This window comes from Winogradskyella sp. UBA3174 (assembly GCF_002364335.1).
Lineage (GTDB): Bacteria > Bacteroidota > Bacteroidia > Flavobacteriales > Flavobacteriaceae > Winogradskyella.
In genome coordinates this window covers 118,030-138,299 of the sequence record NZ_DEXW01000025.1, presented here as the reverse complement: position 1 = coordinate 138,299, position 20,270 = coordinate 118,030, and the positions used below count along the sequence as shown (strand labels likewise).

Annotated in this window: 21 protein-coding genes; 13 read left to right on the top strand and 8 right to left on the bottom strand. The window is 31.5% G+C overall.

Annotation, left to right across the window (positions count from 1 at the left end; all coding sequences use genetic code 11):
• Nucleotides 1-81: 81 nt before the first annotated feature.
• The 4 genes from B2U95_RS03065 to B2U95_RS03050 all read left to right on the top strand — a co-directional run bounded on the left by B2U95_RS03065 (nucleotide 82) and on the right by B2U95_RS03050 (nucleotide 5,455).
• Nucleotides 82-2,493, top strand: coding sequence for a penicillin acylase family protein (locus B2U95_RS03065; protein WP_296312670.1), 2,412 nt, complete (start codon nucleotides 82-84; stop codon nucleotides 2,491-2,493).
• Complete coding sequence (locus B2U95_RS03060; RefSeq protein ID WP_296312669.1) at nucleotides 2,493-2,846, top strand: hypothetical protein; 354 nt, start codon at nucleotides 2,493-2,495, stop codon at nucleotides 2,844-2,846. Before B2U95_RS03065 ends, B2U95_RS03060 begins: the two co-directional genes overlap by 1 nt.
• A 935-nt stretch (nucleotides 2,847-3,781) precedes the next feature.
• Nucleotides 3,782-4,957 carry an LETM1-related biofilm-associated protein gene (locus B2U95_RS03055; RefSeq protein ID WP_296312667.1) on the top strand — a complete coding sequence of 392 codons (1,176 nt, stop codon included), beginning with the start codon at nucleotides 3,782-3,784 and terminating at the stop codon, nucleotides 4,955-4,957.
• A gap of 54 nt (nucleotides 4,958-5,011) precedes the next feature.
• Nucleotides 5,012-5,455, top strand: coding sequence for a J domain-containing protein (locus tag B2U95_RS03050; protein ID WP_296312665.1), 444 nt, complete (start codon nucleotides 5,012-5,014; stop codon nucleotides 5,453-5,455).
• Here the strand turns inward: B2U95_RS03050 and B2U95_RS03045 are convergent, their stop codons facing one another.
• From B2U95_RS03045 to B2U95_RS03015, 7 genes are all read right to left on the bottom strand, one after another.
• Nucleotides 5,456-6,211, bottom strand: a complete 756-nt coding sequence (locus B2U95_RS03045) for a LytR/AlgR family response regulator transcription factor (RefSeq protein WP_296312663.1) — start codon at nucleotides 6,209-6,211, stop codon at nucleotides 5,456-5,458.
• 87 nt (nucleotides 6,212-6,298) lie between these two features.
• Nucleotides 6,299-7,435, bottom strand: coding sequence for an amidohydrolase family protein (locus tag B2U95_RS03040; RefSeq protein ID WP_296312661.1), 1,137 nt, complete (start codon nucleotides 7,433-7,435; stop codon nucleotides 6,299-6,301).
• A 35-nt stretch (nucleotides 7,436-7,470) separates the two neighbouring features.
• Nucleotides 7,471-7,815 (bottom strand): 2TM domain-containing protein, encoded by a 345-nt coding sequence (locus B2U95_RS03035; protein ID WP_296312658.1) that lies wholly within the window; start codon nucleotides 7,813-7,815, stop codon nucleotides 7,471-7,473.
• A 4-nt stretch (nucleotides 7,816-7,819) separates the two neighbouring features.
• Nucleotides 7,820-8,134, bottom strand: coding sequence for a 2TM domain-containing protein (locus tag B2U95_RS03030; protein ID WP_296312656.1), 315 nt, complete (start codon nucleotides 8,132-8,134; stop codon nucleotides 7,820-7,822).
• Between the two features lie 11 nt (nucleotides 8,135-8,145).
• Complete coding sequence (locus B2U95_RS03025; protein ID WP_296312653.1) at nucleotides 8,146-9,504, bottom strand: histidine kinase; 1,359 nt, start codon at nucleotides 9,502-9,504, stop codon at nucleotides 8,146-8,148.
• 44 nt (nucleotides 9,505-9,548) lie between these two features.
• On the bottom strand, nucleotides 9,549-10,172 hold the full coding sequence (locus tag B2U95_RS03020) for a hypothetical protein (RefSeq protein WP_296312651.1): 624 nt from the start codon (nucleotides 10,170-10,172) through the stop codon (nucleotides 9,549-9,551).
• A gap of 25 nt (nucleotides 10,173-10,197) precedes the next feature.
• A complete protein-coding gene (locus B2U95_RS03015; RefSeq protein ID WP_296312648.1) occupies nucleotides 10,198-10,620 on the bottom strand; it encodes a DUF2141 domain-containing protein in 423 nt (140 codons plus the stop codon).
• A gap of 504 nt (nucleotides 10,621-11,124) precedes the next feature.
• Here B2U95_RS03015 and B2U95_RS03010 point away from each other — a divergent pair.
• The 6 genes from B2U95_RS03010 to B2U95_RS02985 all read left to right on the top strand — a co-directional run bounded on the left by B2U95_RS03010 (nucleotide 11,125) and on the right by B2U95_RS02985 (nucleotide 16,190).
• Nucleotides 11,125-11,973 (top strand): hypothetical protein, encoded by an 849-nt coding sequence (locus B2U95_RS03010; RefSeq protein ID WP_296312647.1) that lies wholly within the window; start codon nucleotides 11,125-11,127, stop codon nucleotides 11,971-11,973.
• Nucleotides 11,974-12,117: 144 nt separating this feature from the next.
• A complete protein-coding gene (locus B2U95_RS03005) occupies nucleotides 12,118-12,585 on the top strand; it encodes a hypothetical protein (protein ID WP_296312645.1) in 468 nt (155 codons plus the stop codon).
• 164 nt (nucleotides 12,586-12,749) lie between these two features.
• Nucleotides 12,750-13,661 carry an ABC transporter substrate-binding protein gene (locus B2U95_RS03000; RefSeq protein ID WP_296312643.1) on the top strand — a complete coding sequence of 304 codons (912 nt, stop codon included), beginning with the start codon at nucleotides 12,750-12,752 and terminating at the stop codon, nucleotides 13,659-13,661.
• 209 nt (nucleotides 13,662-13,870) lie between these two features.
• Nucleotides 13,871-14,746 carry a glycoside hydrolase family 16 protein gene (locus tag B2U95_RS02995; protein ID WP_296312640.1) on the top strand — a complete coding sequence of 292 codons (876 nt, stop codon included), beginning with the start codon at nucleotides 13,871-13,873 and terminating at the stop codon, nucleotides 14,744-14,746.
• Nucleotides 14,747-14,962: 216 nt separating this feature from the next.
• Nucleotides 14,963-15,430 (top strand): hypothetical protein, encoded by a 468-nt coding sequence (locus tag B2U95_RS02990; RefSeq protein WP_296312635.1) that lies wholly within the window; start codon nucleotides 14,963-14,965, stop codon nucleotides 15,428-15,430.
• Nucleotides 15,431-15,590: 160 nt separating this feature from the next.
• A complete protein-coding gene (locus tag B2U95_RS02985; RefSeq protein ID WP_296312632.1) occupies nucleotides 15,591-16,190 on the top strand; it encodes a GNAT family N-acetyltransferase in 600 nt (199 codons plus the stop codon).
• Between the two features lie 813 nt (nucleotides 16,191-17,003).
• Here the strand turns inward: B2U95_RS02985 and B2U95_RS02975 are convergent.
• Nucleotides 17,004-17,423 (bottom strand): nucleoside-diphosphate kinase, encoded by a 420-nt coding sequence (locus tag B2U95_RS02975; protein ID WP_296312626.1) that lies wholly within the window; start codon nucleotides 17,421-17,423, stop codon nucleotides 17,004-17,006.
• 88 nt (nucleotides 17,424-17,511) lie between these two features.
• Between B2U95_RS02975 and B2U95_RS02970 the strand changes: the two genes are divergently transcribed.
• The 3 genes from B2U95_RS02970 to B2U95_RS02960 are packed head-to-tail and all read left to right on the top strand — an operon-like array spanning nucleotide 17,512 to nucleotide 20,243.
• Complete coding sequence (locus B2U95_RS02970; RefSeq protein ID WP_296312624.1) at nucleotides 17,512-18,534, top strand: DHH family phosphoesterase; 1,023 nt, start codon at nucleotides 17,512-17,514, stop codon at nucleotides 18,532-18,534.
• A 22-nt stretch (nucleotides 18,535-18,556) separates the two neighbouring features.
• On the top strand, nucleotides 18,557-19,090 hold the full coding sequence (gldI, locus tag B2U95_RS02965; RefSeq protein ID WP_296312623.1) for a gliding motility-associated peptidyl-prolyl isomerase GldI: 534 nt from the start codon (nucleotides 18,557-18,559) through the stop codon (nucleotides 19,088-19,090).
• Entirely contained in the window at nucleotides 19,083-20,243 is a 1,161-nt protein-coding gene (locus B2U95_RS02960) for a peptidylprolyl isomerase (RefSeq protein WP_296312622.1), read from the top strand. Before gldI ends, B2U95_RS02960 begins: the two co-directional genes overlap by 8 nt.
• Nucleotides 20,244-20,270 lie beyond the last annotated feature (27 nt).

The window sequence follows — 20,270 nt, the reverse complement described above, 5'->3', positions numbered from 1 at the left end:
TTTACTGATTTTCAGTCGTAAAATTCACTCGAATTGACGAATTTTATCACAACACTAATTCACTTTTTATAATTTCATTTTATGAAATACTTTAAGCTTATTCTTTCCTTTATACTAACCATTGGGATATTTTTTCTTTTAAACACAAAGCTTGGTTCTATTCCACCTATCGGAAAATTCTTAAATCCTTACACAGGTGTTTGGCAAAACGAGACGGACGAATCTATAACTGGTGAGATTGCTATTTCTGGACTTAAAGACAAAGTCACTGTCCATTACGATGCAGAATTAATTCCGCATGTTTTCGCACAAAATGAAGTTGATTTATATAAAGCCCAAGGCTACTTAACTGCAAAGCACAGACTGTGGCAAATGGAATTTCAAACCTATGCAGCAGCAGGTCGTTTATCTGAAATTCTTGGAGATAATACATTAGACTACGATAGACAAGAACGCAGACGAGGTATGGGTTATGGTGCTGAACAAGCTATTATAGCCATGAATAAAGATCCGGAAACGGCAAGTTTTGTTAAGGCTTATGCAGATGGTGTTAATGCTTATATTAAGCAACTTAGTCCTGAAGATTATCCTGTAGAATATAAACTATTAGATTACAAACCCGAAGCTTGGACACCTAAAAAAACAGCCTTGCTTTTAATGTACATGACTAAAATGTTAGCAGGTGGAGATGAGGATATAGAAAACACCAATGCCATACGTTTATTTGGTAAAGAACGTTTCGATTTATTGTTTCCAGATTTCTTTGATATTGTAGATCCTATAATACCGAAGGAAACCGATTGGAGTTTTATTGATGTGCCACAAACACCAAACCCAAATACCGAAATTGTTTTAGATTCTATAGCCGAAGTTATGGACAAACCCAACCCAGATAATGGGAGTAATAATTGGGCTGTTTCTGGTTCTAAATCCTATTCCGGAAACGCAATTCTTGCTAACGATCCGCATTTAGGACTCAAATTACCAGCCATTTGGTTTGTAATGCAATTAAGCACACCAAATCATAATACGTTTGGAGCAACCATTCCTGGTGCGCTTGGAGTTATTTCTGGTTTTAATGAGCATATTTCTTGGGGAGAAACCAATGCAACAAGAGATGTTATTGATTGGTATAAAGTTGAATTTAACGACGACGGTACAAAATACAAATATGATAGCAGCTGGAAAGATGTCACCTACAGAGTAGAAACTATTTCTATAAAAGGAAAAGAAGCATACACGGATTCTATTAGGTTTACACACCACGGACCTGTAGTTTTTGATAAAAATTTTAAGTCAGATAACGAGAAATTTGGTTATGCGATGAAGTGGATCGGACACTTAGGCGGTGATAATCAAAAAACTTTTTTAGAGCTTAATAAGAGTAAAAATTATGATGATTACGTAAAAGCCATAAGTCATTACACAGCACCAGCCCAAAACTTTGTATTTGCATCTACCGAAGGAGATATTGCACTATGGATACAAGGTCTTTTACCAAACAAATGGGAAGGTCAAGGTAAGTTTATTATGGACGGTAGCGATCCTAGAAACGACTGGCAGAGTTTTATTCCGCAACAGTTTAATGCACACACTAAAAATCCCGAACGTGGTTTTGTCAGTTCAGCCAATCAACATCCTGTAGATGAAAATTATCCGTATTATGTGTATAACGATGGTTATGAAACCTATAGAAATCGTGTAATTAACGATTTTTTTAGTGCTAAAGATAAATTTAGTATTCAAGATTTTAAGGATTTACAAAACAGCAACTATAATCTTAAGGCTGCTGAAATTGTACCTTATATGTTAGAGACTATGGATATTTCTACTCTAACGAAAGAAGAAAAAGCAATCTATGATGAAATGGCAGCTTGGCAATTTAATAACGATATTGACGAAGTTGGCCCAAGTATTTTTAGACAATGGTACGGTAGGGTTTACAATATGGTTTGGGATGAGTTTGATGTTGAAGACACAGCTCTCGACACACCATTCACCTATCAGACCATTTATTTATTAAAAAATAAAGGCGATGATAAATTTATGGATATCCTTGAAACTCCAGAAATCGAAACGGCAAAAGAGCTTTTTTTATTAGCCTTTAAAAAAGCAACCGAACAATTACAAAAACTTAAAGAAGAAGATGGTGACTACAAGTGGCTAACCTATAAAGCAACGTATGCTGGTCATTTATTACAAGCTTTACCAGCACTTTCGAGATTTGATATTCCTATTGGTGGAGATGGAAGTACAGTAAATGCCACCTCAGAAAATCATGGGCCATCATGGAGAATGATTGTAGAAATGACATCACCTCCAACAGCCTTGGGTATCTATCCTGGTGGACAATCTGGCAATCCTGGCAGTAAATATTACGATAATTTTATAGACGATTGGGCTGCTGGCAAATACCACAGCCTTAACTTCTTACAATCTAATACAGCAACAAATGCCATTATTGGCACACAAACTTTAACACCATCTAACTAATGCCTAAATCTATAATTAACTTTGGTCTTACCATTATTTTAGCCCTTGTATTATCCTTGTTTTTACCTTGGTGGTCTGTTATGACTGCTGCTTTAGCAACGTCTTTATTTATACCATTAAAACGTGCTTCCGTTTTCTTTATTCCGTTTTTTGCTATTCTTTTATTTTGGGCTGTTTACAGTTTTGTGTTAAGTAGTGGAAACGATTATACCTTAGCAAAACGTATTTCTATTTTATTATCGTTAGGTGGTAATCCTTATGTTTTAATACTAGTTACTGGTATAGTTGGTGGATTAGCAGCTGGAATTGCTGCTGTGTTTGGAAAGCAATTAAGTTTAATGCTGAAGAAATAAAACGATTATAAAGCTAGGAAACGGGAATAGAGGTTGCTATAATCGCGAAAATGATATGGGATAACGTTTATTTTTATATAATGAGTTAGCAAAACATTTGAGAAAAAAATAAAAATCATTCTAACAATTTTAAAACGAGAAGCAGATTATTACCTATCTAAAGTTAATAATATTGCTTTGTAAAAACCTATAGCAAGATATTTTAAGGAAATAAATACGAGTGGAGGAAAAAAAATACATTTACGAATTCACAAAATATTGATTAGAAAATAAACGCGAAACAAACATTAGCCACAAGCTGAAAAAACAATTAATATAAAGAATAATAACTATTTTTTATCTGAGAATAAAACAAAGGCTATAAGAATGAATAATATTAAAAGAAGATTATAAACTACTTGTATAAAACCTTCTGAAAAATAGTAAAAATTTTTAGGTTTTTTTTCTCTTATTAACTAAAGGCAATAAAATAATACAAAACGAATTGTCATTACAATAGCTGAAAAAGCAAAAAACAAAACAGGTTTCTTGGATGATTCATTAAATATAGAAAACATAACCATAAAAAAGTGGTAGCTAACTATGTGAGTTGTGGTTTGAGTTTTTGGAATAACAATACAATCACAGAAAGCGAACTTCTTCTAGTATTAGAAAAAGTAATGAAACTGAAAAACAACTAACTTTAAACCTAATACATACTGCTTTAAAAGCAAAAGGAAATTCAATAAATAGAATTATACAAAACATCATAAATCTAATAGATATTAATATTATTTAACTTCTCTTCCCATAATTCTGACTTTGTCAATTGCTACAAATTAAAATCTATTGGTTTTTATTATACCGCATTTAAAACAAGTTAAATAGCAAATAATAGATGATTATATTGAGTTAATACTAGATAAAAAGTATCTTTATACTATAATTTATTAACTATGAATCCATCAGCTAACGGCTGGATAAAAAAACTACTAAATGAAGTTTCTGAAACGATGTATTCGCAGACAGAAACTTCTGAATTTTATAGTAAACTAAAGCATGCAGGATTCATTTACGGAAGCAATATTAAGGTTGTACTTGATATTGTAAAACCTTTTGACTTTTCTGAGGAAGAACGTTGTAAAATCAATCTACTACTCACTTATTATTTTATTTATAAAAAGAATAAACCCAAAGAAGATTTCATTGATAACCTCATTAGATATTATGAATCTATAAGCGATCAGAAACGTTCATTTTTTGAAGAATTATTTGGTAACAAAAAATCGGATAATTTATTAGAAAACATAATTCATAGACGTATTCATATCGATGATAATTTTATTTCTAAAAGCTTTAACTATTTTTTAATTAATGCACTTTTATTTGTTGATGTTTTAGGCTATAGCCGCTTTTTAAATAATGAAAAGAATATAAAACCATATGTAAATAATCTTGAATCTGCCTTAGAAACTATTGTATTCTCAGTAATTGATACCAAATCTAAAAAAACAGAATACGACCAAAACCTTATTAAACTTTTTGAAAGTTCTATTAGACACAAAAACTCGGTATTACCTTCTTATGAAGAGGCTGTTGCATTTATAACACACCCTTTAGAAAAACTATATATTATTGATTTAGTTTGTATGGCATCTTGGTCTGATAAAGTTATAGATAAAGAAGAACGTGATTTCTTAAATCGTTTAAAAACAGATTTAGCTTTAAACAACATAGATGTTACAAAGTCTGTAGATGACATTAATAGTTTCTATGATGAACATAAAGAGGATGTAGCCTTTCTTAGCTCTAAAAATTTAGCCCAAAGTTTTTATGATAATAGTAGTAAAGTGGTTTCTAAACTCATTAAAAGAAATAGCAAACGTCTCATCAAAGAATTATCTGAAAGTAAAGAAGCAATGACACTTTTAGCGCAATCTACACAACGTAATCTGACCGATGATGAGCAAAAGAAGATTCAATCGCAACTATTAGATATTTTTAAATCTATTCCAAGTTTAGCTATTTTTATGTTACCAGGAGGCATGTTGCTTTTGCCTTTATTTGTGAAGTTTATTCCCAAACTATTACCTTCTGCATTTGATGATAATAGAATAGAGGATAAAGATTAGATTGTAACATATTTACTAAAATACGGACTCATAGGTAACATAACTCACTTAACTATGATGACCAACTACTACACCTTAGTTAAGATTGAAGAAACGGCAGATCTTGATACAATTAAAAAAGCCTTTAGGAAAGAAATAACTATTTATCATCCAGATAACAATACGTCTTCTGAAGCAAAAACACAATTTAAATTGTTGGTAGAGGCTTTCGAAGTTTTATCTAAGCCTGAAAAGCGCACTAGCTACAACAGTCTTTTAAAATCTGAAACTACAAATAAGCCTATTGTTATTCAACAAAAAGAAGACTATCAAAAATGGAAAAAAGAAGCTAAAACAAAATCTAAAACCTACAGGGAATCTAGTTTAACTGAATTATTTCTCCTAAATATTTTTGCAAAAGCCGGATTTGAAGCTTTATTCTTTGGGTCTGAAAAACTTATAGAAGGTATTGGTGATACAATAGGAGATGTGGTTGGAGGTATATTTGATGGCTTATAATTATTCTAACCAGTTTTTAAAATCCTTTACACGTTCTCTTGCAACAATAATCTGTTGTTCTTTATAGTTATTCAGCTTTATCTGTAATCTAGAATTGGTAAAACTCACCATATCCTTAATTGCATTTATATTGATATAGAATTTTCTACTTATTCTAAAGAACACATGTGGTTCTAACTCATCTTCTAACTGATCTAAAGTCATATCTAAAAGATAATTTCTACCCTCGTTTGTATACGCATAAGTTCCTTTATTTTCGCTGTAAATACACTCTATATCATCAATAACAATAAGCTTTAAATGTTGACCAACTTTTACTGAAAATCGCTTTTTGTATTCGCGCTCAATAGGATTAACTAATAGTTTTTTAATATCATTAAAGTCTAAAGTCACAGATTTTTTTTGAGGAGCAAGACCTTTAAACTTTTCTACAGCTGTTTTTAAATCATCTTCGTCTATAGGTTTTAGCAAGTAGTCAATACTATTTAATTTAAAGGCTTGAAGCGCATATTCATCGTAAGCAGTAGTAAAAATGACTGCCGATTTAATATCAATAGCTTCAAAAATCTCAAATGAAAGTCCATCACTAAGTTGTATGTCTAAAAAAATTAAATCAGGATGTTCATTATTTGTAAACCATTCAATAGATTCTTCAACAGAATGCAACATGGTTTCAGCCTCGAAATCAAGCACTTTTAACATACGTTGCAAACGTCTTGCGGATGGCTTCTCGTCTTCAATTATAAATACATTCATTTGTTTGTTTTATTGTTTTTATAGTTCAAGTTTAATTAAGTGTTAAATAGATCTGTTAGTATTAAAAAATAATATGGATTGATTATGCTATAACTTTACTTGCTTTCCATTTTTCCAAATCACTTTAGAGTTATTTAATACTTTTAAGTCTTGGGTAACATCTCCGTCTATCAAAATAAAATCCGCATTATAACCTGGCTTTATATAGCCTGATTTTTCTAAGCTAAATGCTTTCGAAATATTACTTGTTCCAGCTTTAAGCACTTCAAGTAAAGGTAGACCAGATTCATAAAGTAAGTCTAACTCTTTATATAAATCTGTCCCTTGGTTTATACCAAAATTTGGTGGATCTGTACCAGCCAAAATGGGAACACCTGCATTATACATTTTTTTAACCTCAGCGAATAGTTGCACTTTAGTTAAAAATTTATCTGCACCAGATCCCATATTTTCAAATGCTTTAAGGGTAGTTAACAAAGTTGGGATTACAAAAAATGATTTTGATTCTGAAAGTTCCTTTAATTTGGAAGATTTTATTTCCTTATCCCACCAAATATGAACTAATCCATCCGCATTATTAGAAATAACGGCAATAGCATCTTCTAATCGACTTACGTGTACTACAGCTATTTTTCTGGCTTTATGTGCTTCTTTTATTAATGCTTCAACAGTGGTTGAATCTAATGTCGTTTTCCAAGGTTCTACAATAATTTTAATATGATCTACATTAGCTTTAACCCTATCTGAGATGAATTTCGCAGCCTCTTCTGGTTTGTTTAATGTTGGTACTGGGAATCCAAACTGTGTTCCATGCCCTTCAGGCGCAGTTGCTGCGTAACCTGCTATATAATATCTAGCATAATTTGTTGAATCTTTTAATTGCTGCATCATACCTTGGTAAGGTTCCATACCGTGCATATCCATAACGTTTAGTACACCAGCTTTTGCAGCTTCCATTAAAGATTGTGGTGACCAAGCATGTACATGCGCATTAGATAATGCTGGCATAAGTGTTTTTCCTTTTCCTTTGATAATTAGGGTTTCAGCAGAACCTTTAATTTTCTTTGCAACTTCAACAATAACACCATTTTCTACTTTAACTGAAGTCGATGTTATAATAGCCTCTCCATCAAAAACTTTTATATTTTCAATTATAAAATTGTTTTGACCATAGCCAGCACAAGAGATTAATACGAATAGAACTAATGCATTTAAACGTTTCATAAATCTTGAATTTAAAATATTAAATTTTGAATAATCTACTCCCAATTTTTACGTTCCTTGTCCATATATTCATCAATCTTGCGTTTTTCCCAATTATTGCCAAAGAAGAAATTAGGTCCAAAAACACCTATAAAATGAAAAAATAAACCTATTCCCCAAAATACAGCTGTGGCATAAGGTCCAAATCCTGAAAAACCTTCGCTATCATTAACTCCAATTAATATAATAAGGAAGATGTTTATCACTAAATACACTGCGAAATGCCAGTAAAATCCAATAAGGGCATCTACCTTTTTCTTTGCTATTAAGTACGCTTCTTCTTTTCTAAAATCAGATACGTTATCTTCATTTTCATAGGGTTCTATACTAAACTTTTCCATGATTTTAATCTTTATGGTTATTTGATAATTCTTTGTTCATTAATTCTTCAATCTTACGCTCTTCCCAACCTTGTCCAAAAACCAAAGATATAAAGTGTATCAATAACACCAGTCCCCAAATGGTCCAGACACTCAAAACATCTATACTTAATAGTTCATTTATAAAATTAGCCCAACTATCTAAATTGTTAGAAACTTTAAAACCTGTAATAATTATATTGACTATGATATAAATTGCTAAATGGTTATAGAACTTCTTCAATTTTTCAACTCTATTTTTAGCCTTTATATATTTTAAATCTGATGCTTCTGTTTTCATGATTCTTAGAATTAATTCCAACGATTATTTTTATCGTCTTTTTGCATATATTCTTCAATTTTACGCTGTTCCCAGTTAATACCTAAAGCCCCTTGATCTACAAATACGCGATAGGCTTGAAAAACCAGACTCAATCCCCAACCAAACATTGGAAACCAGAACCATTGTATGGTGTTTCTCGAATAGGTGTACCAAATAAAAATTAAAAATGGTATTACAAAAACATAAGATAGTAAACTATAATAAAATCCTTTTAATTCTTCTACGCGTTTACGAGCTCTAACATAATCATCGTTAAGACGCGCTTTTGATTTTTGTGTAGTTCTCATAATTGATACTTGTTTTGTGAGCATAGGTATTGCTACTGCAAAATCCTTATCTCTTTGGTTGATGTGTACTTTTCGTTCTGAAAGCAACTGGTAACGTTGTTTAATATTCTCTAAACCTACACCACTACTTTTCTTTACAATTTGCTTGGGCTGAAGATTATTCATCACCACTAAGTGATCTCCATCTTCGTATATTTTTATATGTAATGGCTTACTAGAAGTAACCATATTATGCTTTACAGCATTCTCTAAAAGCAATTGTAATGATAATGGCACAACCTTACTTTCAGGATTTGTTGCCTTATCCGGAATTTCGAAAATAATACTGTCTTCAAATCTCATTTTTAAAAGCGACATGTAGGTTCTTGCGAAATTTAACTCTTCGTCTACCGTCACTAGTTCTTTACTTTTCTGTTCTAAAACATAACGATAAACCTTAGATAAAGATGTGGTAAAACTCTGAGCATTCTTGGGATTTTCTTCAATTAAACTCGTTAATACATTTAAGCTATTAAACAAAAAATGAGGATCTAATTGATTCTTTAAAGCATCAAACTTTGCGCTCGCCGTACCTGCTATTACTTTTTGCTCTTTTACTTTAGTTTTTTGTAGTTCTTTGTAAAAATAAACCACATGAAAGAATAGTGAAATAACCAATGTAATAAGGAGCGAATTAAAATAAAACTCAAATTTTTCAGCATTAACAAACTCAAACCATGTTCGACCTTCAATTGCAATTTTAATAAAAGCCCTAACAAAGAATATAGAGATTAAAGTTAGGGTTACCGAACCAAAGAAACCAATGGCTAATCGATATTTTCTGTACCGATCCCAGACGACTTGATCATTGAGATAACCGAAGAAATATGAGTTGACTAAAGTTAATGGTATAGAATATATAATATAATAAGAAAACGAGCGAAAGAAATTCTCATTAAAGGCAATTTTAACACCCGAAAAATAGCGTATCACCTGATCGATAAGCATTATAATAATACCTACTAGGATTCCTGATACAATATTTTTTAAAAAATTCTTCATATTTTATTTCCTTAAAATTGACCTTGTTACCACCAGAACTGTAATTACGCTTTGCAAGATTCCATAACCTGCTCAGCACGTTTTTGTCCCCAATTTGGGTGAAATTCGGTCTCTGCCTTAAAGGTATCAAAAAGTTCAATTGATGCTTCAATTTCTTGACAATAAGGAGCAGTATCTTTTCCAAAGTATTTTGCACTTCCCATCGCCCATTCTGCTTTACCAAAAGCAACTCTAGGGTTTGTAGGTACTAACGCATAAGCTTTTGAATACAGTTGTGTGATTTTTCCGCTATATTTCATACCATAAGTCATCCCATCAAAAGCAACCCAGTTTGTGAAAATTTGTGCTTGCATCACTAAAAGTTCTGCATTATTCTCACTTTGAGTCATTGCTAAGTCTAAATGACTTTGCGCTTTATCTAATTGTGTTTTTAAAACGGCTGCGTCTTTAATATTCCAGCTCTTTAAGCTATTAATTTGTGCAATATAATAATTGGGCAACCACTGATTTGGCTCTGCTTTAGCAATACGCTCAAACATATTTTCTGCTTCGTCCATTTTATCTTTGGTCCATAAATCAAAAGCTTTGGTCATTCCTTTTTCAAAATTGGTCTGTGCTTCTGTAAGTCCTGTAACTATTAGTAAAGCGATGATGATTAAATTTCTCATAGTCTTATGTGTTTTTAGATTGGTGTTATAATGTAATTTTTAGTATTTTATCTGAGTTAAGTTCAAACTTAGCATCTTTCCATTTTGGTGGTCCCACAAACCCTTTAGCGTCATTAGAAAAACCGTAGTCTTCTTTAGGAATTCCTATAAAATTAGTATCCATTTTACCATTATCATTCTCATCATGAAAGATTGAAATCGCATAACTACCCTTAGGGATATCGTTAAATATAATAGTGCAACTGTTATTTGCTAGTTCACTTTTTGTACCCTTATACATTTCACCTAAAAAATTAGATTCAGAATCATACAATGCTAAAAGTATTTTACCATTGTCACTTTCAGCCTCTTCTACTGTAACTGTTATCGTAAAGGTATCCCTAGGCTGTATCATTGTACTTGCAATACTTAATATTAACAACACTACTATTTTTGTTAAGACATTCATAACGTTCTATTTTGTTTGATGCAAATATCTAACACATCTAGAGATTTTAAAAACTAGACTTACCGAATTGTATTTTTTTTATGACGAATTGTACTATTTTCACATTAATATGAAAAATCAGTAACTTTATACTGTATTATCTACTAATTACTGCGCAGCCGTACTTAAGTTTAATTTAAAAATTACTGAAGGTTATAAAATAGAATTCATAGAAACTAATAGAGCTATTTCAGAACTAAAATTTGTATAGCCTAACGGTATTTTAAAGCGAAGCGGAGAGTAGAATACTTAAAACACACGTAAAGTCACTTATAAAAAAGTGATGTAGTTTTATTAGATCACAGCTCACTAAAACAACCGAGATTTACAACCACGGTAATGACTACCTATAAGAAAATTACGAACCCCTTAAATGATTAAGGATATATATAACATATGTTATATATATCCTATATTTGGGTGTATAAAGAACATATGTACCTTATACCATTGTTAGCATTTATTATGAAAAAGAACATTACTGTTTTATTAATATTACTGCTTTCAGCAAGTTTCAGTTTCTCTCAAATTCCAATTGAAGAATATCGTGCGGAAATTGAGAAGTTGGAAACAGAAACTCAAATAAATGAATATTGGAATAACCTTCATAAAATTGACCAAGAAATTTTGGTTAGAACAACTAATTTAAAAATTGCCGACAGTATTTCGATATCGAATATGATTAAAACTTCTTTGATTTTTGATATTCACGGAACTAAGGGGTATAATCCTAATGGTTTTAGTGGTTTTTTGACGATTATCAATCTTTCTCATAATTATATAGGGCAATGTCAATTAGCTTATTGGCCAATAATTGAAAAATGTGCAGAAATTGGAGGTACTATTGATAGTTTTGGAGGAAAATATCCTGCGTATGAACTTGAAAGCGTATCATCAACATTTTACAATTACTCATTATTTAATCAAGAAATCAAATATCCTAAACTAATTGAAAAACTAAGAAAAATAAAGACTCAAAATATAATTGATGAGCTTTCAAAGTCATTAGAATATCAAAACAAACTGCGTGAATTAAATGAGGTTAAAGTTTTACACAGTTGGAGTAAACAGCGATTTGAAAACAGAATAGATGAAGGGAAATTTTCGTTTGTAAAAATGTCTAATAATGGTATATATATAAAAATTTACAGACGAATTAAAAAACTTGAACTAATGAAAACAAATCTTAAATCAAAAGTATATCGAATAGAAAACGAACCTTTTGGCTGGAAATATGTTTACGGAAACGATGGAAGTTTAATTTTAATTGACGACGAGGAAAATGAGTTAATTAAATATACTCTCGCGAAATAACAAATGCTAACACGATGTATAATTAATTGCTTTGGCAAGTGCTTATCTGGAATATTCCTCTGGAATTTTCTCTAGTCCTCATTTGTTTACTAATTTAATTGCAATAATCTCGAAAAGAAACTAACGATTGAAATTGAAAAAGGAATGGTTGGAATGGTTGGAATGGTTGGATATGGTTCATTAATTTCTGTTCAAAGTACAGAGCGAACGTTAGGAAGAAAATATATAGACTCAATTTATTTAGTACACCTTGAAGGTTTTCAAAGAGAATGGAATTATGTAGGGTCTAATAATGATTCACTACTACCTAAAGAATCTTTGAAATACGATGGTTTTTATATTAAAGATACAATTCCTTTTGACAAGAGAATCTTCCTAAATATAATGGCTAAAAAGAAAAGTACAATGAGTTGCGTATTGTCCTTTATAACACCAGAAGAGTTAGAAGGATTTGATCGGAGAGAAATAGGATACGAAAGAATTGATATTACCAATATAATAAAAGAATACAATTTTAAAGGAGGTAAAGTTTATGTTTACAAGGCTCTTCCAAATTATATCTATGATTTAGATTTGCTAGCAGAAAAAATAATATGGAAAAAAGTAACGTAAACGTATGCTAACACCTAAGATAGCAAAAGTGGCGAAATGCGTAATTGGTGGGATTTCAGCCCGTTTCAATTTCATATCGGTTTGATAGTGAATTGGTCGTAATCCGCATCATGGCATATTGCCAACGTTAGCTCTAATTAAAAAATAAAAACCTAAGTTTAAAGATGAAGACATTAAGAATAGCATTAGATTGGACCCCTAACATTAATCATATCGGGATATTTATTGCGAAAGAATTAGGATATTATCAAGAAAAAGGAATTGAAATTGAAATTTTAAATCCGCTTGAGGATAATTATAAAATAACCCCAGGAAAAAAGCTAGAGTTGGGTTTAACGGATTTTACGATTGCACCCTTTGAGACCGTAATTAGTCTGAATAACAAAAAAAATATTGTGGATGCAATTGCTGTTTTCGCGATTTTACAGGAGGATATTAGCAGTATTGCTTCACTAAAATCATCTAATTTAGACTCACCAAAACTTTTAGACGGAAAAACATATGCCTCATACAAAGCTCGCTATGAAGACCATATTGTTAAAGAAATGGTTAAAAATGATGGAGGAACAGGAAATATGGAAATAGTCTATCCTGACAAGTTAGGAATATGGAATACATTATTAGAGGGTAAGGCAGATGCAACTTGGATATTTGACAATTGGGAAGGTGTTGAAGCGAAGACTAAGCATATAGAATTAAACAAATTCTCAATGTCTGAGTTTGGTATTCCTTACTGTTATTCGCCTGTTATAATTGCTAGAAACACCCTAATAATTAGTAATAAAAATGATTATTCTAATTTTATCAAGGCAACTCAAAAAGGTTATTTATATGCAGCAGAAAATAAATCTAGAGCTATAACCATACTAAAAGGATATCTCACAGATTATGACAAAGCAAATATTGATATTAGTCAATCAATTGATCTCACAGCTCCGTATTTTGGTAACGACCAAGAATGTGGATTTATGAAACCTGAAAGAATTAATATTTTTTTAAAATGGCTCGTTGAACACAATTTAGAAAATAAAAAAATTATTGAACAGAACTTATTTACAAATGACTTATTAAAATAGTAATTACTGCTAAAAAAAAATATAATTCATTACTAATGATCCGTTATTAGGCACATCTTGCGAATTTTCCTAATGGTTAATTCTCTTTTACTAATTTAGTTGCTTAACCACGTAACACCAGAGCGCAGATAACTGGCGAAGCAAACCCTATACCAAAAATTGCAATTCATTTTAGAGAACACTCAAAAACTTAAAGTCTGATTTTATTAATGACGAAAAAAACTATAACTTTTATTACCATAATTACAGCATTAATTCTCTTTTTATATCTAATTTTTAAAGGAACTAAAACCGTTCAAAATGATTCCCAAAATAACGGAATAGCTGTTCTAGATTCTAGATTTAACACTTTAGTGTGGTCTGATGAATTTAATGGTAATGGAGTAATTAATTCAGAAAACTGGTTCCATCAGACACAACTTCCGCCAGGAGGAAATTGGTACGGTGGATTGATTCAACATTACACTAACCGAGAAGCTAATTCATATTTAAAGAATGGATTTTTAAACCTTATTGCAAAAAAAGAAATATTTGATGACCAAGGTGAAATAAAGCAATACACTTCTGCCCGATTAAATTCAAAATTTGCTTTCACTTATGGACGCATAGAAATTAGGGCAAAACTACCAAATGGGATTGGTACTTGGCCAGCTATTTGGATGTTAAATAAGACAATAAATGAAGATGGTGCTTATTGGGATAATCAAGGATTTGGGACTTCCAAATGGCCAATATGTGGTGAGATAGATATTCTAGAACATTGGGGAAAGAATCAAAACTATGTGTCAAGTGCTGTACATAATGGCTCAAGTTATGGTTATAACGTTAAAAATCTTGGAGGACAATATGTGTCGAATGCATCAACTCAATTTCATCTTTATGCAATTGAATGGACTAAGGACAAAATGATATTTAGTATTGATGGAGTCGATCATTTTACTTATGAACCATCCATTAAGAATTCTGACACATGGCCTTATGATTCTGACTACTATATAATTTTAAATATAGCAATTGAACCTGACATTAGCCATGAATTCACAGAAAGTGCTATGGAGCTAGATTATATAAGGGTTTATCAATAATAAAGATTAATTGAGTGCGTTTTTAAAATTAGAGAGAAATACAAGAGAAATAATATTAGGTATGGAATCTATGCAAAGTTGGAAAAACCATTCAGAATTAACTACTATAAAAGATTTAGAGGTTTTAATCAAGCAGATGGAGATTACAGAAGAGCTAATAAACCAGAAAATTGAAAACTGTCGAAACAAAAAAACAAATTCAACGACTAATAAAGTATGATGAACATAAACAAGACTTCTGAATTATTAAACACGTTACTATCTCAAACAGATAAAAAATCTGAAAAAAAAATTTATAACTGTTTTATTAGAACATTATCATCTTTGAATAATAAAGATTTAACTGAAGTCAAGTTAAATTTAATACAAGAAAAACTCTCTTCATTGAATCTAAATACAGTAACGGAAAACAGAAAAAAAATCTACAGACAAAAACTATCTGAATTTAAAGTATTTCTTAAAAATGAATTTTCTTTCACATCAGCAAAATACTATACTGAAATCTGGATTATTTATGGGATGATATTTGGAACAGGAATTGGTATATCGATAGGTACAGCGATTGTTGCTGGTCTTGGAACAAGTATTGGATTATCTATTGGAACTGGTGTTGGAATGGTAATTGGAATGGTATATGGAGCAAGAAAAGATGCTGAAGCCAAAAGATTAGGAAGAGTTATTTAAAATAATAGTCCGAATCAAAACTGATCACAACAACGTTCATAGTTTATTGCTTCAAAATTTCCTGTCGGAATTTCCTAGTTGCTGCACAATAGGCTCGCTACTATTTGCTACCTTAGTGCCAACGAAACTATACACCAAAAGTTTACAACAAGCTTAAAAAATGAAAATAAAAATTCTAAAATCAAACATTCAACTTGAAAACGACAGAGTTTTACTTCTCCCCTTTGAGAATAAGAGGAATGAAGAGCTCAAAGAAATAATCTTCGATAAAGAAATTTGGAAGTTTATGGGAATGAAAATAAATAACGAACAGGGTCTTAAAAACTATATAGCAAAAACGATTAAGGACAAAAACAATCGTCTTTGTTATCCCTTTTTAATTATCGACAAGCAAAATAATAAAGTTGCAGGTTGTACAAGATATGGAAATGTTAATACCGCAAATAAAAAATGCGAAATTGGCTGGACCTGGTATGGAACGGATTTTCAAGGCACAGGATTAAACAAAGCTTGTAAGCACGAATTATTGCAGTTTGGTTTTGAAAATATTGGATTTAAAAGAATACAGTTTAGTACCGATAAAGAAAACTTAAGGTCTCAAAAAGCAATAGAAAATTTAGGTGCTCAGAAAGAGGGCGTTTTTAGAAATAACTACGTCGCTTCAAATGGAGAAAGCAGAACTGATGTTTATTATAGCATCATAAAAGAAGAATGGAATTCGATCAAAACTGAACGTTTTTCAGAATTTTTAGTCTATTGATAACCAAGTAAAGTGAACTGGCGAAGCAAACCATATAACAACGTTGAGTGACGTATGACAAAAAATTGATGATTTGAACTAAATAAATTGATGAGATATATAAAATATTTGATTTCTTTCCTTCTGATTTTTGGTCTGATGGTTAACGAATATTCTTTATATTCTCCAATAAATTCTGCAAACTATCATCAAGTCTCATACGTCAATACTAGAAGAGAATTTAGCCATAAATATTCGGGATTATGGACTTACGGAAGAAGAATTCTATCAAGAAAAGTATTCGTTGCTTTAATTTCATATACCAATCTACTAGATGTTTATAGCACTCAAATTCTAACTATTTTAAAATTACGAATTGAGCTTTATCAAAAAATAAACGCAATGATAGTTCAATACGTTTTTTTGAATAAAATAATCACATCAAGTAAACAATATCCAAGTTTATACATCGCATAGAGCAGATTTAATTTTCTATGCATTTGTGCACTTAGCTGCATAAAATGATAAAACAAATGTCTAATCATTTATCATTCCTAAAATGTATAAACAAAAGAATAAAACCCATTTGGAGAAATCCAAACGGGTTGTTCATTGGGTAAAGAGAAAGCTTACTTTAATCATTACCGCAGTTATGCTTGGAATGTCCAATGCAATATATGACGAACATAAAATGATTAATGGAAACCAAAATCATACCGAACAAAAACATAAAAAAGATTAAATACTGACTACAAGGAACTTCTTTGATGAAAAAGCAAAAAAAAAGACCATCCTTACAGATGGTCTTTTTTTAATAATTATAAAACTAAATGCCTAAAACATATCTCTTCCTGAGAAATGGAAAGCACCTTCAATAGCTGCATTGTCATCACTATCACTTCCGTGAACAGCATTTTCTCCAATAGAAGCTGCATATAATTTACGGATAGTTCCTTCTGCTGCATCAGCAGGATTCGTTGCTCCGATTAATGTTCTAAAATCTTCAACAGCGTTGTCTTTTTCTAAAACTGCTGCTACGACAGGTCCACGTGTCATGTATTCTACCAATTCTCCATAAAATGGACGTTCACTATGAACTGCATAAAATGCCTTAGCATCTTGAGTTGTCATGTGAGTTAATTTCATTGCTACGATTCTAAATCCTGAAGCTGAAATTTTTTCTAATATTGCGCCAATGTGTCCTTTTTCAACAGCATCAGGCTTTAACATTGTAAATGTTCTGTTAGTTGCCATGTGATTTTTTTTAATTTGGTGCAAAAGTAATGCATTTCTTTAATTAATCAAGTACTCAAAATACTAAAAAATTGTATCTTCGCAAACTATGATTAAAGCACAAATTTCAGAAGTAAAGACATTATTAAGTACACCTAAGAACATTGTTATTGTTCCGCATAAAAACCCAGATGGTGACGCTATGGGTTCTACTTTAGGCTTGTATCATTATTTAAAAATGTTTGATCATAACGTAGTGGTTATCGCTCCTAATGATTATCCTGATTTTTTAAAATGGCTACCAGGTAACGATACCGTTTTGAAATTTGAAAATCAACAAGAAGAAAGCAACGCTTTAATCACCAATGCTGATGTTATTTTTACGCTAGATTTTAATGCGTTTCATCGTGCCGGTGAACTAATGGCGAGTCCATTAGAAGCTTCAACTGCTATTAAGATAATGATAGACCACCACCAACAACCAGATGATTATGCCAAGTACACCTATTCTGACGTAACGATGTCGTCTACATGCGAAATGGTCTATAATTTTATTGAAATGCTAGGTGACGCAGATAAAGTTAATCCAACTATAGCAACATGTTTGTATGTTGGTATAATGACAGACACAGGTTCTTTTAGGTTCGCAGCAACCACAAGCAGAACACATTTTGTTATTGGTAATCTCATAGAAAAAGGAGCTAATAATTCTGAAATACACAATAATATTTTTGATACTAATAGTTACAGTCGTCTGCAATTATTAGGTAGAGCGATGTCTAACTTAAAAGTAATACCAGAATTAAGAACAGCTTACATTAACTTGTCTCAAGCTGAGTTAGATGAATTTAAATTTAAGAAAGGAGATACGGAAGGTTTTGTTAACTATGCATTATCACTAAAAGGCATCATATTTGCAGCTATTTTTATTGAAAGCGCAAAAGATAATATTATTAAGATTTCGTTACGTAGTAAAGGTGAATTCTCTGTTAACGAATTTTCGAGAGCACATTTTCATGGAGGTGGACACACCAATGCCGCTGGCGGACGCAGTGAAACTAATATGAAATCTACAATTGATAATTTTATTAGTATATTACCAAAGTATAAAAAAGAGTTATCCCAAACCTAGAACAAGAATTAAAGTATTAAAAATGAAACACCTGCTCATAATTTTCTCTCTAGCACTTCTATGTTTTAGCTGTAAATCACCAGAAGCACGACTACCAGAATCTGTGCAATCTGGGTCATTCTTGAAAAAATCTGCTGAACGAAATAAAAAACTCAACGAATTAGAAAGAACACAGATTGAGGACATCATAAAAAATAATCCAGATAAAAACTATATCGCTTCAGAAAGTGGCTTTTGGTATTACTACAATAACAAAGTCGTAACTGATACATTTCAGCCCCAATTTGGGAATTTAGTAGATTTTGACTACAATGTCTCTACAGTAGAAAGTGTGGAAATTTATCCCAAACAGAATAGAACATATATTATGGATAAAGAAGAGCTGTTTACAGGTTTACGTGAAGGTTTAAAACTTCTTAAACCAACAGAAACGGCAACCTTTATTTTTCCATCTCAAAAAGCATTCGGCTATTATGGAGATGATAATAAAATAGGAACAAATGTTCCTTTAATTTGCGAAGTAACACTAAACACAATAATTAAGAAAAATGATTAAAAGAGCACTTACAACATTTGTTGTTTTATTAGTATTATTAAATATTTCTTGCCAAGAACGTTATCCTGACTTAGAAGATGGGATTTATGCAGAATTTATAACCACCAAAGGGACAATGGTTGCCGTATTGCATTACGACAAAGTACCAGCAACTATTGCTAATTTTGTTGCACTTGCAGAAGGAAATCACCCTTTAGTAAGTGAAGAATTTATAGGCAAGCGTTTTTATGATAGCATTACGTTTCACCGCGTTATTAATAATTTTATGATTCAAGGTGGTGATCCAACTGCTACAGGTACAGGGTCAGCTGGTTTTAGATTTGATGATGAATTTCATCCAGAACTTAAACACGATAAGCCAGGGATTTTATCTATGGCAAATGGTGGACCTGGATCAAATGGCACCCAATTCTTTATTATGGAAAAGCCATGGCCAAGTTTAGATAATAAGCATGCCGTTTTTGGTCAAGTTGTTGAAGGTATGGACGTACATGATTCTATATCTAATGTAAAAACGATAGACCCAAAAGCTAGAAACAACAAACCTATTGAAGATGTTGTTATTACTAAATTAAATATAATTAGAAAAGGCGCTGAGGCTAAAGCCTTTGATGCACCTAAGGTGGTTACAGAAGAATTTCCTTTAATAAAAGAAAAACAAGCTTCTGTAAAAGAAGAAGCTCAAAAAGCAGCTAAAGCTAAAGCAGATCTTGCAAAAACAGAATTCTTAAAAAAGAATGAAACTTTAAATGGTCGTCGTATAGAATCACCAACAGGAATGGCAATGATTTTTACAGAAGAAAATGATGGTATTAAACCAAAACCTACTGATAAAGTGAATATAGATTGTGCTGGTTATTTTGAAGATGGCACCTTATTCTGGACCACTTGGAAATCTATTGCTGAAAAGAATGGCAAATATGATGAAAGACAAGATAAAGGTGGTGGATATGCGCCATTTGCTATGCCGTATAATAAAACTGCTACGTTAGTTGCAGGTTTTAGAGAGGCTATGTTAAACATGAAAGTTGGAGATAAAGCGCGTGTATTTATACCTTATTATTTGGGCTATGGAGAAAGTGGACAACCACCAGTAATTCCTGGAAGTACAAACCTTGTCTTTGATATTGAAATTCCTAGTATTGTAGAATAAATTAAACAATATATAAACAAAAAAAAG